The organism is Spirulina sp. CCY15215 (assembly GCF_016888125.1).
Taxonomy (GTDB): Bacteria; Cyanobacteriota; Cyanobacteriia; order Cyanobacteriales; family Spirulinaceae; genus CCY15215.
Genome location: NZ_JACSWA010000443.1, coordinates 1 through 16452 on the forward strand (window position 1 = coordinate 1; position 16452 = coordinate 16452).

8 protein-coding genes are annotated in these 16452 nt (G+C 43.7%); 4 read left to right on the forward strand and 4 right to left on the reverse strand.

Features of this window, described 5'->3' with window-relative positions; genetic code table 11:
- Window positions 1–132 precede the first annotated feature (132 nt).
- On the forward strand, window positions 133–402 hold the full coding sequence (locus tag JUI58_RS13520) for a hypothetical protein (RefSeq protein WP_204104325.1): 270 nt from the start codon (window positions 133–135) through the stop codon (window positions 400–402).
- A 143-nt stretch (window positions 403–545) separates the two neighbouring features.
- Here JUI58_RS13520 and psbU read toward each other — a convergent pair whose 3' ends face one another.
- Window positions 546–977 (reverse strand): photosystem II complex extrinsic protein PsbU, encoded by a 432-nt coding sequence (gene psbU / locus JUI58_RS13525; RefSeq protein ID WP_204104326.1) that lies wholly within the window; start codon window positions 975–977, stop codon window positions 546–548.
- A gap of 271 nt (window positions 978–1248) precedes the next feature.
- Between psbU and ilvB the strand changes: the two genes are divergently transcribed.
- Window positions 1249–3108: a biosynthetic-type acetolactate synthase large subunit gene (gene ilvB, locus JUI58_RS13530; protein ID WP_204104327.1), complete on the forward strand. Its 1860-nt coding sequence runs from the start codon at window positions 1249–1251 to the stop codon at window positions 3106–3108.
- Here the strand turns inward: ilvB and JUI58_RS13535 are convergent.
- Window positions 3105–3941 carry a hypothetical protein gene (locus tag JUI58_RS13535; protein WP_204104328.1) on the reverse strand — a complete coding sequence of 279 codons (837 nt, stop codon included), beginning with the start codon at window positions 3939–3941 and terminating at the stop codon, window positions 3105–3107. The genes ilvB and JUI58_RS13535 overlap by 4 nt on opposite strands.
- Before the next feature lie 163 nt (window positions 3942–4104).
- Between JUI58_RS13535 and JUI58_RS13540 the strand changes: the two genes are divergently transcribed.
- A complete protein-coding gene (locus JUI58_RS13540) occupies window positions 4105–7278 on the forward strand; it encodes a hypothetical protein (protein WP_204104329.1) in 3174 nt (1057 codons plus the stop codon).
- Window positions 7279–7280: 2 nt separating this feature from the next.
- Window positions 7281–11174 (forward strand): helicase-related protein, encoded by a 3894-nt coding sequence (locus JUI58_RS13545; protein ID WP_204104330.1) that lies wholly within the window; start codon window positions 7281–7283, stop codon window positions 11172–11174.
- Between the two features lie 69 nt (window positions 11175–11243).
- On the opposite strand, the gene ppk1 is transcribed toward JUI58_RS13545, so the two are convergent.
- Together ppk1 and JUI58_RS13555 are read right to left on the reverse strand one after the other, a co-directional pair.
- Window positions 11244–13418 (reverse strand): polyphosphate kinase 1, encoded by a 2175-nt coding sequence (gene ppk1, locus JUI58_RS13550; RefSeq protein WP_204104331.1) that lies wholly within the window; start codon window positions 13416–13418, stop codon window positions 11244–11246.
- Window positions 13419–13536: 118 nt separating this feature from the next.
- Complete coding sequence (locus JUI58_RS13555) at window positions 13537–16443, reverse strand: DUF499 domain-containing protein (RefSeq protein ID WP_204104332.1); 2907 nt, start codon at window positions 16441–16443, stop codon at window positions 13537–13539.
- Window positions 16444–16452: the final 9 nt, after the last annotated feature.

Here is a 16452-nt window from a genome sequence, read left to right on the forward strand (position 1 = left end):
TTGTTTAATTAGATACAGTAATTGTCCTGTTAAAAGTGCAATACAAAAGCACCCTAATTAAACAACTCCAAGGCGGTAGCGAAACTAATATAAAGCCCTCCTATAAGGACGGGGTTTCTACCCATTTTTCTGATGAAGACTTCTCTTTATCTCGCAGGCACAGTGAGAATTGGCATAGCAATTGGAGTTAGCCTGCAACTCCTGCTTTTTGGTGGGTCTGAGGCTGTTGCTCAAAGGAAAGGAACGGTTCACCCCCATAGGATTGCCTCCTCATCAAGCTCTCTAGAACGGGTTGATCCTGCAAAAACGGCAAAACCCGATCGGTCCTTCGGTAATAATAAGAAATTCGATCCCGAAGATAATGGTAATCCTGATGGCACCAGAGGATCGGGAACTCGCTGAGTTCGCTAAATATTAACCTATATTAACTTTATTCATTATATTAACTCCATTAATTTTAGAAAATAGCAATAAACTCAAAGAACCCACCTTAGAGAAAAGTGGGTTATGAAATAGAACAGGTGTTAACAGAAAATAATGATTAATCAATCATAAATTCCATTGTTTAGGCGATCGTCTCCTTGGGTAAAGACATTCGTAAGTTCGCCAACGGTGAATTGGTCTAAATTTGCCTCTAAGCGTTCCTTTTGACTTTCTGACAGTCCTGGTATATCGAGAACCGCCTCTACCGATTCATAAGGGGCATTGCCGACGATTTTGCTTGCTAGAGTCGGATAGAATCCCTTTAACTGGCGAAATCCTCGGACGTTTGTATTATTCAAATCGATTTTTTGACCAAAATCAGTTTGCAGAAAATCGTCAGCTTCATTACGAAGTTCTGCTAGTACTGGAGAATTGATCGCCGTTGGCACATAAAATGCAGGCAAAGACATAGCTAGGGTTTCTTGTCGTCCCCCAAAAACCAAACAAGTGACCGCTAGTAAGGCGATCGCTAAGACACGAATCACGTTTTTCATCAAGTCCTCCTCAGCAATGCTCTAAAACAGAAAAAATAGAGATTTTTTAATTTTTGTGTGTCTGCTCCTCATCTTATCCCACAAAGGGAACAGTTATGCAGTCACTACCTAGCCGTTACCCGTCCACCTGTTAGAAAATCTTGACTTTTACAAAAATTTATAATACGATGGATGTTTATATTTTTTTCTAGAAAATGTAGTCTTAAAGAGTAGCCCTCCGAGGCTAACACGCAAAAGTAAACAGAAAAAGTTTAGTCAGTTACAAAAAATTGTGATTTCTTCAAGCATATCCCCAACAACCCAATCAATCCAGACTCCTGTAAGGCGCACGGGAGCTTATGCCTTAATTGATAGTCTCGTTCGTCACGGAGTCAAGCATATTTTTGGCTATCCAGGGGGGGCAATTCTGCCCATTTACGATGAATTGTATCGCGCTGAAGCCAGAGGCGACTTGCAACATATTTTAGTTAGACACGAACAGGGCGCGTCTCATGCTGCGGATGGTTACGCCCGTGCGACGGGGCAAGTTGGAGTCTGTTTTGCCACTTCCGGCCCCGGTGCAACCAATTTAGTGACGGGAATTGCCACGGCGCATCTCGATTCTATTCCGATGGTGGCCGTAACGGGACAGGTGGGTAGAGGGGCGATCGGTTCTGATGCCTTCCAAGAAATCGATATTTGGGGCATTACTCTACCCATCGTCAAAAATTCTTATGTTGTCCGCCATCCGGAAGATATGGCGCGAATCGTGGCAGAAGCCTTTCATATTGCTAGTTCCGGTCGTCCGGGTCCCGTTCTCATTGATGTCCCGAAAGATGTGGGTTTAGAGGAATTCGACTATATTCCGGTCAAACCGGGGGCAGTGAAATTGGCGGGATTTCGTCCGACGGTGAAGGGCAACCCTCGGCAAATTAATGCGGCTTTAAAATTGCTCCAAAAGTCAGAACGTCCCCTTATGTACGTGGGGGGAGGGGCGATCGCCTCGGGGGCGCATCGACAATTACTGCAACTGGCGGAACATTTTCGCATTCCGGTTACTACAACTTTAATGGGTTTGGGGGCATTCGATGAGAATCATGCCCTTGCTGTGGGGATGTTAGGGATGCACGGGACGGCGTATGCTAATTTTGCCGTGAGTGAATGCGATTTATTAATTGCGATCGGGTCGAGATTTGACGATCGCGTGACGGGGAAACTGGATGAATTTGCCTCGAAAGCAAAGGTCATTCACATTGACATCGATCCGGCAGAAGTGAGTAAAAACCGCACCCCAGAGGTTCCCATTGTGGGGGATGTGAGGGTAGTGTTAACGCAAATGCTCGATCGCATTGCAGAATTGGGACTTGAGACAGACACCGAGAGAACTAAGGCATGGTTAGAAAGGATTGCCCGTTGGCGCAAGGAATACCCTCTCGTGGTTCCCCACCATGCTGATAGTCTTGCCCCTCAAGAGGTGATTGTCGAAATTGGTCAACAGGCTCCCAATGCTTATTACACGACGGATGTGGGACAGCATCAAATGTGGGCGGCGCAGTTTATTAATTACGGTCCCCGGCGTTGGATTTCTAGTGCGGGTCTGGGGACAATGGGTTATGGTATGCCCGCCGCTTTGGGGGTTAAGGTGGCGCTTCCCGATGAGGAAGTGATTTGTATTAGCGGTGATGCCAGTTTCCAAATGAATCTACAAGAATTGGCGACCCTCGCGCAATATGGAATTGCGGCCAAAACGGTGATTATTAATAATGGCTGGCAGGGAATGGTGCGTCAATGGCAACAAACTTTTTTTGGCGAGCGTTATTCTTCCTCGAATATGGAGGTGGGAATGCCGGATTTTGTCAAGTTGGCTGAGGCTTTTGGGGTGAAGGGAATTCTTATTAGCGATCGCAGCGAATTGAAAGGGGCGATCGCGGCAATGTTGGCTCACGATGGTCCGGTTTTAGTGGATGCCCGAGTCACTAAAGATGAAAATTGCTATCCCATGATCGCCCCCGGTAAAAGCAACTCACAAATGTTGGGACTACCGAAAAAAAGTCAAGTTGATGCGGCGATCGGCTCGATCTATTGCAGCAGTTGCGATGCCAAAAATACCACGACCAATAAGTTCTGTCCTGAATGTGGCGCAAAACTTTAAGGTGTTGGGGAAAAGGGCGGGATGAAGATCGCTTCGTTTTCTGCCTTTTCTGGTCTATTTTCAGTCTCTTCTGGGATTATTTTTCTTTCTTGACTTTGCGATCGCCCTCGGGCAAGACGTAGCAGCAAGGCTTCTCCTCGCTCAATGCGCCAATAGTCACTCTCAAAGCTGGAGAATTGATGGGCAATAGTGAGGGCTTGCGGCCAATCTTGGTCTTTAAGGGCGAGATCGAATGCTTGGGTTATTTCTTCTCCTTTTTGCCATTCCTCCTGCCACTGGGCGATCGCCTCTTGAACAAGGGTATAGTCGGAACTACGAGGAGAAACGAGACCAGCAATACGCACTGCTTCGGGTAAATTGCCAGCATTCATTTGGTCTTGGGCTTGCTGCCAAAGCTGTTGCGACCAAAGATCCAAAGATTTTCGCGCATTCAAATAGAAGGGGCGATCGCTATCCCAAGATTCAACGAGGGCGATCGCGTTGATTAAATCTGTTTCTTCTCCCGACTGTGCCGCTAATTGGGCGCAGTATAGTCTCTCGCTATCGGCAGCCATTGGCGCGAGGGTTTGGCAGTTTTGCCAAGGTAAGCGCTGCATGAGCCACAAAGCCCCAATTCCTGACCCTGCTGCGACGAGAATGGCGGCAATGGGAAGGAAGAGAGATAAGCGCCAACCGCCATAATTTTGTCGTCTGGCGATAGGATGGGTTGGCGATCGCACAAGAGTTGCATGAGAAGTCAAGCGAATAATTTGCTGTCTTCCCTGATGTTGGGTTTTAACATCCGTTTGGGGTGTTAATCGTTCTTTGCGAGGGAGTCTTTCTGTATTTAGCAAGGGGCTTCAATCAGATCGTTCATTTCTCGGTTAAAAAATATTAACCTATTTTGTCTTTGTCTCTAAATTTTGCTATAATACTTTTGCATTCCATTCTCGATGATTTAGTCAATTTTCGAGAGTGAAGCTGTCAAAGTACAGATAAATTAGGAGACTACCAATTATGCCCGCCAGCGATCGCGGTGCCGATTTAACGGCATTGCCCCGACAAGCATCGATCGATTTAGCTCCCCTCGTTACTTTACTGGCTAAAGCGATCGCCGATGACAATAATTCTCCCGATGCGAAGAATCCCAAAAACCGCTCTCTTTTTAGCTACAATGCTGGGAAGAAACGCTTGCGGATTTGTACTTCTGGGGTACTGTTACGGCTCTTTACTTTATTAAACCGCGAACATACCTTTAAGTTAGAACCCGGGCGGGAATTCATACAGAATTTTAATCCACCTCGATATAAATTTCGCAGCCGTTTGGGAGGACAATTAACTGAGGGAAATAAAGAAAAACTTCCCCGTGCGATCGCAAATTTAAAACAAGCAATTACAGAAGAACTTGAGGCAGCTTTACCAGATGAAGTTTCTCTAACGGATTTAGTTTGTCAGGATGCAAACCAAGAACTAAAAAGAATTGCCAGTAAGGTTAAAACTTCGTTGAATGCGGTATCGGGAGAATCTAATTTATCTGCTTTGCTGTTTGAGGAAGATTTACCAGATCAGAAACAAAAAGCAAAGAAAGTGGCTAAATTGATTTCCGCCCGAGAAACTATTGAAGCGGGAGATTATTTTCTGAAAATGTGCGCTGCGATCGAGGATTATACGAAAAATCAATTGGGTTGGGATGAGGATGAAATTGAGGATGCGATCGCGAGTTTAGAGGCAGAATATCGCAGTTCTGATAGTGAAATTAACAGCTTTCTCAACTTTCTCAATGATGAAGCCATGTCCAGAGTGCGGGCGCAAGTCAGCCGCCAAATTATGGACGCGATCGGGCAAGCGATCGCCAACAATTCGACGATCAATGAAAAACTTTTAGGGGAATATATTAGCCGCATTAACTATTTTATCGAACTGGTGAATGAGAATGGTTTTAGTCTCGATCTCACGGCTATCTATGGGGATAAAGCAGACATTAACTTTTTAAAATATGTGAATAATAGTTCCTTTTTTTGGAGTCTCGCAGTTTGGCCGGAATGGAATGCACAAATTTTTGAAGAGGAAACCTTGAACAGTGAAATTGTTCGCGATGTGACCTATCGTTTTCGCATTAATGGGCAAAATCCAGAATTCAAAAAACCTGCTTTTGAGGCACATTTGGACAATATCGAACAACATCTTTGTTCTGATGAAAAAGATCGCGCTTTCATGTCTCCTTTGCGAATTAATCGCTGTTTGGTAGAGTTGATTTTTCTTACAGTTATTGTTCCTAGCGATTTTAAAACTCCATTAAATAAAGAGGACATTTTGCAGGAAATGAAGACGATTAAAAAGCGTATTGAGGAAAATGATAATATTATCAAAAGCTCGATCGACAAGTTACGCAAAGAGGGATCGGGTTCAATGAAGCAAATTTCTACTGCTTTGATTGATGTGATTCGGAATAAAGGCAATAAAATTATTTCTCGAGTTCGCAAAACAACGTCTCAACAATATATTTGCGTAAAACGAGGTATTCTCAATTTAGATCGCTTGCGCGGTGCAGAAATCGGCTCCAAAGATTTGTTACAAAAAGAAAAAGAATGGTTTCAAGAAATTGAAGTCGATACTAGCCCAAATGTTCCTAATTTGTTGTTTTCAATTAAAGTAAACATTGAGCTATCAGAACGAAACTTAGCAGCCAAAGAGGAAAAAACAACAATAAAATTACAGCGTCAACTATCGTCAAAATTACTACAAATTCTTTGGATTCCTTACAAATATGAAAAAACGGCAACAGAGAAAGATCCAAACAAAAAATATCAACCTTCTCAGTCTGTCAAACAAGAAACAGGATGGACTGCTTCATCAACAATTCAAATTGAATATGAAACGAGGACATTAAAAAGAAATGAGAATCACTCCAACAACCAGAAAAATGAAGAAGCTAAACAAATTCATGCAGTTGCGGTTACTGCTTTTCCGATTTTGATTTACTGTTGTCTTTGGAGTATTATCAAGCAAATCAAAGAACGCGATCGCGATGATGATTCTGCATTAACAGCTTTAATGTTGCGCTTTCAAGATAGTCGAGAAACCGACGATCGCAGTGGAGAGGGATATGTTTATGCAGCAGCACAGGCGATCGAAGCTATATTAGCACGAGAACTTCCCGTGAGGATGCAGGGAATGGTTTTAGAGAATTCCCAAGGTAATAATTCTAGTTATGTCAGAAAAGGGACATTCAATGCGTTATTGAGTGCATTTCCTTTGGTTATTTCCACTCCAGAAAAACCAGCAGTCCCGAAAATTGGGTTAATCTCTTATATTGCACGTCCTTGCGATGAAAGTCCCCATGAAACGAAGAAAAATCATCTCTTTCTCAGCCAAAGTTATGTTGCAAATGCAGTTGATAAACCTTTTATTGGCTATGAATTAAAAGCAGAAAGAATGCAATCTGATATTGTTTCGGATGAGAAACTGAAAAATCAAAGACTCGTGGGAGAAGAAGTCGCATATCTACAAAAACAAGGTTGCGAACATATTATTTTATTGTCTCATTCTTATAAAAGTCGTCGCATTAATAAAGTAGTGGAAGACAATACACCTCTCATCACGAAGGAATTTCTACAAGAATTATTTCAAACTTTTCCCGACTTAACTCTTTATACCCTCTTGCGGGATGTTTTTCCCGCCACACGCCTGCATAAAAGAGAGGACAAAGAAGCTGCATTTGAGATTTTACGCGCCAGCGATCATGGTGATTTTTCCAAGACATTTGCAGAGAGTCACCAGCGAGATATTATTCCCATTTATACCTTTGCAACCTTACACGCGATCGAACCCAAACATGAACAACGTCCTCAGTCGGGTTTTTGTATCTATTTTTTAGTCTCCGATCGCAGCACTGGAAATATTAACCAAACAGAGCGATCGCGCCAACATCTCATCAACCCCGAAGGGAATTCTACCATTCATCCCTGTCTTTTGAGTGTACTACGAGGGCTACATTTTATTGAAGCAGAAAAAGGGATTCAAAAGCAACAATATCTCCCAGTTCTCGATCCCTTTGGTTGGATTTCTCCCAATACGGTAGAAGCTGCGGGAGAGGTTCACATTATGCACTCGCGAAGAAAAGGAAAAGTTTTATTGAGTTATCGTGCGATATTAACTCATGTTTCTAGTGTTTTGAATATTGGAGGTTAGCAATGCAAAATAATGGTTTAAATAATACTTCAGTGTGGGGAAGAGTCTTTGAAATTTCCGTACAACGGGGGATTTTAGCGTATTTAATTCATTCTCAACTCTTAGATCGAGAACATCCTCAATTTTCAGACTGGAAAGAAACAAAAATCAATCAGTTAATTAAACAACTATTTCTCGTTTTACAAGTGACGGATGAGAATTCTAAACAATGGATTCAAGATTATGTTCGTTATCTGCTCATTTTTGGCTATGGTTTGGGGTGGAGTACCTTACGAGAATGTTTCAAGCATCAGTTTAATTTTAAACCTGCTAAAAAAATGAAATTAGAGGCGATTTGGTGTCCTTTAACTTTACCCGGAGTTGACGATCCGAGGTTTGCAGAAGATCCTCAAAATATTGAGCGACAAAAAACAATACTTGCTTTTTGTGAAGCATTTAAACTTCCAACGATCGAGCCTTCTATTGTGAATAAAGGTTATCCCGCAAGGGCAGATTTTTTGTTGTGGTTATCGCCTAGATATTCAGAAACGAAAAGGCGTAAAGATGACTATATTTTATGTTTTGAATTTTCTTATAATGGGTTGCGAGAATTTAAAGATTTTAGCCGGGAAATATCTCATTGTGAAGAGATTGCACGCTATGCTCGCTATTTGGACTCTCGCGGGAGTTTCTCGCGAATTTGTGCGGAGGTAAAGGACGATAATCTCGATTTTAGTAAGAGATTAAAAAATCATTTAATTGCCTTTAGTAGCCGAGATAAACCCCTTTATAAACTCTGCCAGTCTTCTTCTTATACCGATCGCTTACTCACTATATTATACAGCCAAAAACGCTTGCAAAACCCCTGTGAAGCGAGAGCAATGGCGATTACTTCTAATGGGTTGGAAAGTTTGGCGGTGCATTTTACGGGGAATGCTTCCGAGTCTGATTCTCGTATTCAATTACTGCGATCGCTAGGTGCAGCCTATCGAGAGATGAAAACCCTTGGAGATGACGATCCCACAGAACTCGATCGCGAGATTAAATTAGCCTTTAAAAAACTTTTAATTTCCCTTCCCAAAGCATTTAAAGAACAAGTCAAACCGTTACTAAATAAACCCAGTTTAACCCATAACATCGATTTTGATTGTCATGAAACAGTCGAGGACTATTTTCAACCGATGCAGTCTCTCGATCGCACTACAATTATCCAATCTATTGAGGAGACAGAGGCACTCACAGAGTTTTTCGATACTTCTCCGCGTGAGTATATCAATAGGTTTTTACAGCAAGATTCTCTGCCGTTGCGATCGGTTCATGCAGCAACTATTGAAGCAGGATTAAATGCAGCAAAAAAGGGATGTGTGAATGCGATCGCGTTGGAAGGAAATCCAGGAATTGGCAAAACAACGGCGGTAGTTTCTTATCTGAAAAAACAAACGGAAGGATTCTTATTTCTCTATGCAAGTCCTCGAGTGGCAATTAATCGCGATGTGACGCAAAAATTGGCTCGTGAAGAGGGAGAATGTACGGGAATTCTAACTCTAACTAGCAGTGCAAAATTAATCGGCTTGGCGAAAAAATATTACCAATCTAAAAATAAAAAAAGCAAGCGATCGGTTGATACAATGGCGGTTGTTGATGGATTAAAAGATTTTAAAGATCCCGAAAGTAATATTCTTTTTGTAACCCCGGAAGAAGAGCGAGAGATTAATGAGAATATTATCGATCCTCGTCGCTGGAAAAAATCGGCAAATGAACGAGAATATTTGATGGAAACTAAAAGAAATCCGGGGGTTTTAAGAACATTGGCGAGATCGGCTCGTTTGTCATTAGAAGCTAATCCAAAATGCGATCGCGTTGTCATTACTGCCGCGACTCAAGGTTATCGCAAGTTAGACCAAAAAACAACAATTAAAGCATTAGGAGAATTATTTAAGAATTCAGTTGATAAGAAACCCGGAATTAAAGAACGTCAAGACTTTTCGCGCCGCATTTCCACTATTATCGTCATGGTTGATGAAATTGCAGGGGATAGTGCAGGAGCCTTATTTGTTCGCGAAATTGCTAACTTTTTACAGCAACAATTTATCGATCCATTTGAGAGGAAAACCTCTCCTTTTCGCGTGGTTTTGGTTCTCGCTGATGCGTCTTTGAGCAATGAAATTGTGTTGGATAACTTTATTAATTCTGGGACTCAATCTCGCGATCGCGTTCCCGATAAAGTGCTGATTAGTCGCAGTCGAGGAGAATCTCCTTTTCGCGTTACGGGGTCTTATTTAAAGTTAGGAAATCGAACTTATCCGACGCTGCACGTTATGACAAATAGTTATCCCGCAACAGAGTTAAAAATTGATTATCGCATTCGTCTTTCTTCGATTTCTCCTGCACTGAATAGCGACGGAAATAAACAATCGATCGCGAGAGCAATTCGAGAACAATCTGAGGATTTATCCTTAGAGAATTCTTATCGAGAAATTAAACGTGCGGTTAATAATAAAGCCGGACAAATTATCTTTTTTGCTCAAGATAAAGCCTTTTTGCGAGAATTGCAAACTAAATTAACAGAAGGTGATGAAAAACTATTTCATGCCGATCGCGTTGCAGTTCTCGATCAAAGCGTTCCCGCAGCGAAAAAACAGGAATTAATTAGCGAACCGAGACGCGATGAAATTCGCTTGTTTCTGATGACTTCTTCGGGATCGAGAGGGATTTCTTTTCCTTTAGCAGATTGGATTATTGCTTCTTTTCCTCGCTTTAATATTGAATCTTCTCTGATGGAAATCGCGCAATTAATTTATCGGGGACGAGGGGAATATACAGACCCCGTAACACTAGAGAAAAAATTTGGGGATGCGCGATCGCGTCGCTTGGTCTTTTTTATTCACGATTTCTTTATTGTCGAAGATCGAGAGGAAGAAATCGATCGCCGTCAATGGTTGCGACAGGCCAGCGATATTTTAACGTTGTTGTTAATGCTGCGATCGACCATTTATACGCGCATCAAAGGCGATGCAGGACTGCAACAAAAACGGATCGCTTTTGTTCCCGTGGGAGGGGTAGGAAGCGATGAATTACTGAATTTAATTGCCAAAGATGTCCAAGAATTCCTCAAAGAAGCGCGGGTTTTTATGAGCGACAAACGTTCCGAGAGTCATAAAGGAATGGTTAAAAACGCGATGGAATTGGTAGAAGAACAATTTGGGGATTTGAATTTACTCGGTCTTCCTCCAAAAGAAAATACCCCCACTTATGTCGATTATCAAACCTTAGAAAACTTGACAAAAAGTGTTTCTTCCCCATCTAATCGTCTCTTACCTAACCTCAAGGATACAACAGGAATTATCCCGGAAAATATCGCTTGTATCGGGCCTTTTTGGTTAGAAAATTGGTGCGATCGCCCGATCCGAGAACAGTATAATTTTCAAGGGAGTACAAGAAATAGTAACAATAATCATAACCTTCTTATTTCTCTTTTATATCGAGTGAGTCAGACCCGAGAAATCCCCAACAAATTGCGCCGTTTTGCCGGAGAACTCCATCAATTATTAAACCTCGAACAAACCGAAGAAATGCGCGAATATTCAACATTACAAGATATGAATACTCGAACCCTTGCGATCGCGCTTCCTCTCGATTATCCTTATTTTTTACAGGAAGCAAAAGAGGGGGATGAATATAGCAGAAAACAAGAGCTAGAAGAGCCACAAATCTGGCATCAGTCCCTTTCTCGTTCTCTCATTCCTCGAGGGATCGCCTTGCCTGCAATTCGTCGATATAAGCGTTTTCCTTGGGCTGCGGTGGCTGGTCGTCCAGTTTTATCTCAACTCGATACTGTTTTTGACAATCGTTATTTTATGATTTCTAATGAGTTGAATTTACTCAATACTATTTTACTGGAAGATGTGGAAGAATGATTTTGCGATCAGTTACAATCAATTACTTCGAGGATATTGCGATCGCCCAAAAAAGTGAGTAAAAATCAACTAATTTAAAGAACTTAAAGACATCTCCATTAAAGTCTTCTGGGCGCTGCGATCGCGTTCGTTAGGCTGGGGTTTGCGCTGGAGATAACGGCCATCGGTTTGTAATTCCCAGGCTTGACGATTATCTGCTAACATAATCCCCAAAATTTCTTGTAGGTCTTTGCGAATGTCAGGATCGTCGATGGGGGCGATCGCCTCAACCCGGCGATCTAAATTGCGAGTCATCCAATCTGCACTACCAATATACACCTCTTCATTACCCAGATTATAAAAATAGTAAATACGGGAATGTTCTAACAATTGTCCAACAATACTTATAACCTTAATATTTTCGCTGACCCCCTCAACTCCTGGACGCAAACAACAAATTCCCCGGATAATCAGATCGATTTTTACTCCTGCTTGAGAGGCTTCATAAAGTTTAGCAATCATCCGCGCATCGACTAATGAATTCATTTTCGCAACAATGCGTCCGCTTCCTTCATTTTGGCAATTTTCTATTTCTCGTTCGATTAATTCTACCATGCGATCGCGTAAATTTACGGGAGAAATTAACAATTTTCGATAGGAACGCTGTCGCGAATATCCAGTTAAGAAATTAAACAAATCTGTCAGATCCGCCCCGAGTTCTTCCCGACTGCTTAATAAGCCTAGATCTGTATAAAAACGGGCAGTTTTCGGATTATAATTTCCTGTTCCGATATGAACGTAGCGGCGAATTTTTGCTCCTTCCTGACGGACGACTAAAGTGACTTTGGTATGGGTTTTTAAACCGACTAATCCATAGACGACATGAACGCCAGCTTGTTCTAATTTTCGCGCCCAAAGAATATTATTCTCTTCATCAAATCGTGCTTTTAACTCTACCAAAGCAACCACTTGTTTACCATTCTCAGCAGCATCAATTAAAGAAGTGATAATGGGAGAATCTCCGGAAGTGCGATATAAAGTTAATTTAATTGCTAAGACTTTGGAATCGTGGGCGGCTTGGGTGATGAACTCTTGTACTGAAGCCGTGAAAGACTCGTAAGGATGATGAACTAATAGGTCTTTTTGAGATAATAAATCGAAGAAACTTTCCCCATCTTCTTGTTCTAATTTGCGACTGGCTTCTGCTGCATCTAGCATTCGCCGCAGTCTTGGGGGAATAACCGGAGTCCAGTCTGGTTCTTTTAAATGAGGTAAAGGCAGTTTCATAAAGAAAAAGAGGTCATTTAAACCCAATAATCCTGTAAATCCATAGACTTCATCTTCACTTAAATCTAGTCCTCGCATGAGAGGATTGCGGACATTTTCCGGCATTGAGGCTTGAATTTCCAAACGAACTGCGGATTTGCCGATGCGTCGCTTGCGAACTTCCTGTTCGATCGCCAGCAGGAGATCGTCAGCTTCATCTTCTTCGACGGATAAATCTGCATTACGAGTGACGCGAAAGGGGTAACATTCTTGGACATTCATGCCAGGAAAAAGGGCATCGAGATTATGGGCGATCGCCTGTTCGATGGAAATTCCCGTCCAGACTGCGGGGACTTCTCCGGAATGTTGCAGGTTTTTGGGAAAGGAAACAAATCGAGGCAGAGTAGAAGGGACTTTAATGCGGGCAAAAAGTTCTTCTTTGGTTTCGGGATTTTTCACCAAAACCGCTAAATTAAGGCTGAGATTGGAGATATAGGGGAAGGGATGAGAGGGATCGACAGCGAGGGGAGTGAGAACCGGAAAAATATGTTCTTCAAAGAAACTGTGGAGATGCTTGCGCTGTTCTTGATTGAGATCGACATAATTGAGAAGATATACTCCTTCTTGGGCGAGTTCGGGTCTTAAGACCTGCTCAAAAGTGCGATCCTGTTGCTGCATGAGGGGATGGAGGCGATCGCGGATTTCTTGTAATTGTTCTGAGGGGGTGCGACCATCAAAGCTGAGTTTATTAACTTGTGCCTCTTCTTGTTTCTTTAATCCCGCTACCCGTACCATGAAAAATTCATCGAGATTAGAACAAAAAATAGCAAAAAATTTGAGGCGATCGAACAGTAGGGTGCGATCGTCTAAACCTTCGTGTAGAACGCGGTAATTGAATTCCAGCCAACTGAGTTCTCGGTTAAAGTAATATTTGGGATCTTTGAGATCGATTGTGGTAACGGTATCTTTAACGGGTTTAACAGTTTTAGGAGTTGGCATCGTTTTTAGAAGCGGGAATAGGGAATAGGTGCGATCGCATTTTTCCTATCCTATCGCGATCGCCGAACGGAAAAAACTATTGTGGAAAAAAGCCGATGTTTTCTGGAAACAAGATTTTTTATTCAAGGCGTGTTGTAGCGGAAATGTCCGACTCATCAAGGACTTCCTCGATCGCATTGCGAATCCAGTTGGGGTCGAATTCAGCCTGGGTGTGGGCGCGAACTTCGATTGTTACCATCATCTCATCGGCTTTATCCGAGAGAAGTTGCAGGACACTAAATAGTTCAAATAATTTCGCTTTATCCGTGATAGATGAAAGTTGATAATGTTTAGCAATTTGCTTACCCTCAACAATTTTGGTTAAAACCGATCGCTCAATTGTACTGGCCGAAGTCTTCTCGGTTTTATATTGCTGACTCTCATCTGCGACGGAATTTGTCTTCCCTTCTGATTCTCCAGCGTGTCGCACTCGATCCAGATAATCCATATCTGCGCGATCGCTTTCTGTTACCGTCTCTGCTGTAGATGGTGGAGTAGTCTGAAAAGGTGCTAAAAGTTGTTCCACCAGGGAGGGCGTGAGTAAATAGCCGTCAGGATCGAATTCATCGGGAGGGATTTCCTGGTTGATGTAGACCTGTTTGGGGTTCTCTAGGGTAGCTGTACCATCGCTGGCAATGACCAGGGTGGGAGTATAGCCCAATTGACCCGAGGCGATCGCCTTCAAGATTGCCTTTTTAATCGGTGCATCCGTCCAAAACTTGGTTGTGCTGGGATAGATAAACGCACCATTAATGACGGTTTTGCCTTGCAGATATTGGGCATCGGCTCGATCGAGTTGGTTGAGTCGGAGTAGGCGATTGACGGTAACGCTATCAAAAACATGACCTTTGAGGGCTTCTGTAATGCGCTGTTGCCAGGATACTGAGGTGTTGAGTTGGGATTGCAGATCCAAGCATTCCATCCGTAGGGGGGGATTCTCAGCCGGGGCGGGCATGGGAATGAGAATATAGTCGTAAAGGCGGCGGATCGCGGCTTCGATTTTGGTTTGGGCTTCTTTCCGCTTGTCCTTCAGTTCTTCGAGATCGTCTGGGACAAATTTGTATTTTTTTCCTTGTTCGAGGAGACTGGCGATCGCCAACTCCGTGCGGGCTTCTTGGCGCAAGGTTTCCATCTGTTGAGCATTGGGGACGACAAAAGCTAAGGCGTTTTTGTATTCCCGTTTGTTGGTATCTAACCACAGCATCGCGGCATCGATCGCCATCTGTTGGTCTTTTTCTGCCCAAGCGGGATCGAGGTAAGCCACCGTAAATTCTGTCAGGCGATCGCCGATCCGACCTGCATCTTGCGGCCACAAGACCACACGCCCTTGTCCTGGCTTTTTCTGGATCCCTTGTTCCAACTGTTGACGAATTAAGTCTAAAACCTCACGGCGATCGACCCGACTTAGTTCATCGGCGATCAACTTATTCAGGTTGGGCTGAGTCTCGAAGCGATAACGGCGGCCTGCGTAGTGGAGGTACAGTAATTCATCCCGCAGATCGCTTAAAGTTGCTGTTAAGGTGGTGCGATCCAAACTAGGCGATAAACAAGCAGCCGCCACTTCCCCTGCCTCCACCCCACGATCTTCCCCCTGTTTTGCCCCGAAGGAGTAGAGCAAGATCGCGGTGGCCAAGCGCGAACCGACGTTTAAACTGGCTAGATGGGGAGAATTGTCGGCTAAACGTTGGTTGACGCGCTTCACTTTGGCGGTACGACCCGTTAAATCTGCTGATAGTACGGCATCATAGGCGTTTTTGCGTTCCCCCACTTGAGCGTAGAAAATGCTTTTCACATCGGGGTCATCAATGGGAATATCCCCTGGGGTAATGAGCCAAGCATTATCTTGGCGTTCCCAGAGGATAGCGATCGCCCGCGCTAAAAATTGTAATGCCCCTCGAGTGCGTTGATAACTGGGCAAACTTCCCCACCGAAGATACATCAAATCGAGGAGATCGGGATGGAAAGGGTAACTAAACTCAATTCGTTCTGCCAGAATTTGAGCCTGTTGGTCGATTTCTTTGCGATCGCGTTCCGTTTCGGCGTAGGTATTTTGGAATTTGCGAAACAGATCCCCCTGTTGTTGAGCCACTTCGCGAATAGTATCTGGGTCTCCTACAGTTTCAAAGAGGCGACGCTGCACCACTTTCATAACTTCATCCCCCGACACCGGTTCTTTTTTAGCATCAAGACGACTGACCAATTTATCGAGGGTATCGAGTAAGCCTTCATAGGTGAGGGCTTCCTGGACACTCGATTGCAGGGAATAGACCATCACCGCATTGGGTAAGCCGCTTACGGCTTCGGTGAGTTTCTGCACAAACCCTAAAACCTGACGGCCTAGGGTTGATTCCCCCACCGGAACCCCCAGGGCATTATCGATATAGAGGAGAAATTCATCGAGGAGGAACAGGGTAGGGCGATCGCCAATCAACTGACGCAAAGTATCGCCACCAGGGGCAACTCGTTTTTCATCATTCTCCCGCACGATCTCGTAAGCATCTCGCCCCCCCATCCGCCAAGCGAGAACTCCCCAGGGAGTGAGTAAGGTTTGTCCGTCAATGTTTGCGCCGGTGGTGACTTCCGTATCTTGACCGATGAATGCCCCCACTTGCACTTTCCCAGGCTGAGGAAGTTGAGCCAATTCGGGGATATCTCCCAATTGGTTGCGGTGTTCGATCAGGTGATAGAGGCCGATCAAGGAGTGGGTTTTGCCACCGCCAAAGGGGGTCCGCAGTTGTAGAACGCGATCGCCTCCCTGTCCGCACAATCCTTTCAGTACCGTTGTAAACAATTTTTTCAGTTCCGTGGTGAGGTAGGTGGCGGCGAAAAATTGCCTGGCATCGCGGTAAACCAAGGGACAATGAGGGTCTTGGCTCACTACTTGCCCGAGTTTGGCACCAAACTGAGCATTTTCTAGGTTTCCGTTGCGAATATCGGCGTGGGGGGTGACAACTTGTGTCCAGGGTTTGATTTGATAGGCAGACATGGCTTTTAT

Bases quoted from the DNA above. Each gene is read 5' to 3' on its own strand.
- JUI58_RS13545 (WP_204104330.1), top strand. From the start codon at position 7,281: ATGCAAAATAATGGTTTAAATAATACTTCAGTGTGGGGAAGAGTCTTT.
- ppk1 (WP_204104331.1), bottom strand. From the start codon at position 13,418: ATGCCAACTCCTAAAACTGTTAAACCCGTTAAAGATACCGTTACCACA.
- JUI58_RS13540 (WP_204104329.1), top strand. From the start codon at position 4,105: ATGCCCGCCAGCGATCGCGGTGCCGATTTAACGGCATTGCCCCGACAA.
- JUI58_RS13520 (WP_204104325.1), top strand. From the start codon at position 133: ATGAAGACTTCTCTTTATCTCGCAGGCACAGTGAGAATTGGCATAGCA.
- psbU (WP_204104326.1), bottom strand. From the start codon at position 977: ATGAAAAACGTGATTCGTGTCTTAGCGATCGCCTTACTAGCGGTCACT.
- JUI58_RS13555 (WP_204104332.1), bottom strand. From the start codon at position 16,443: ATGTCTGCCTATCAAATCAAACCCTGGACACAAGTTGTCACCCCCCAC.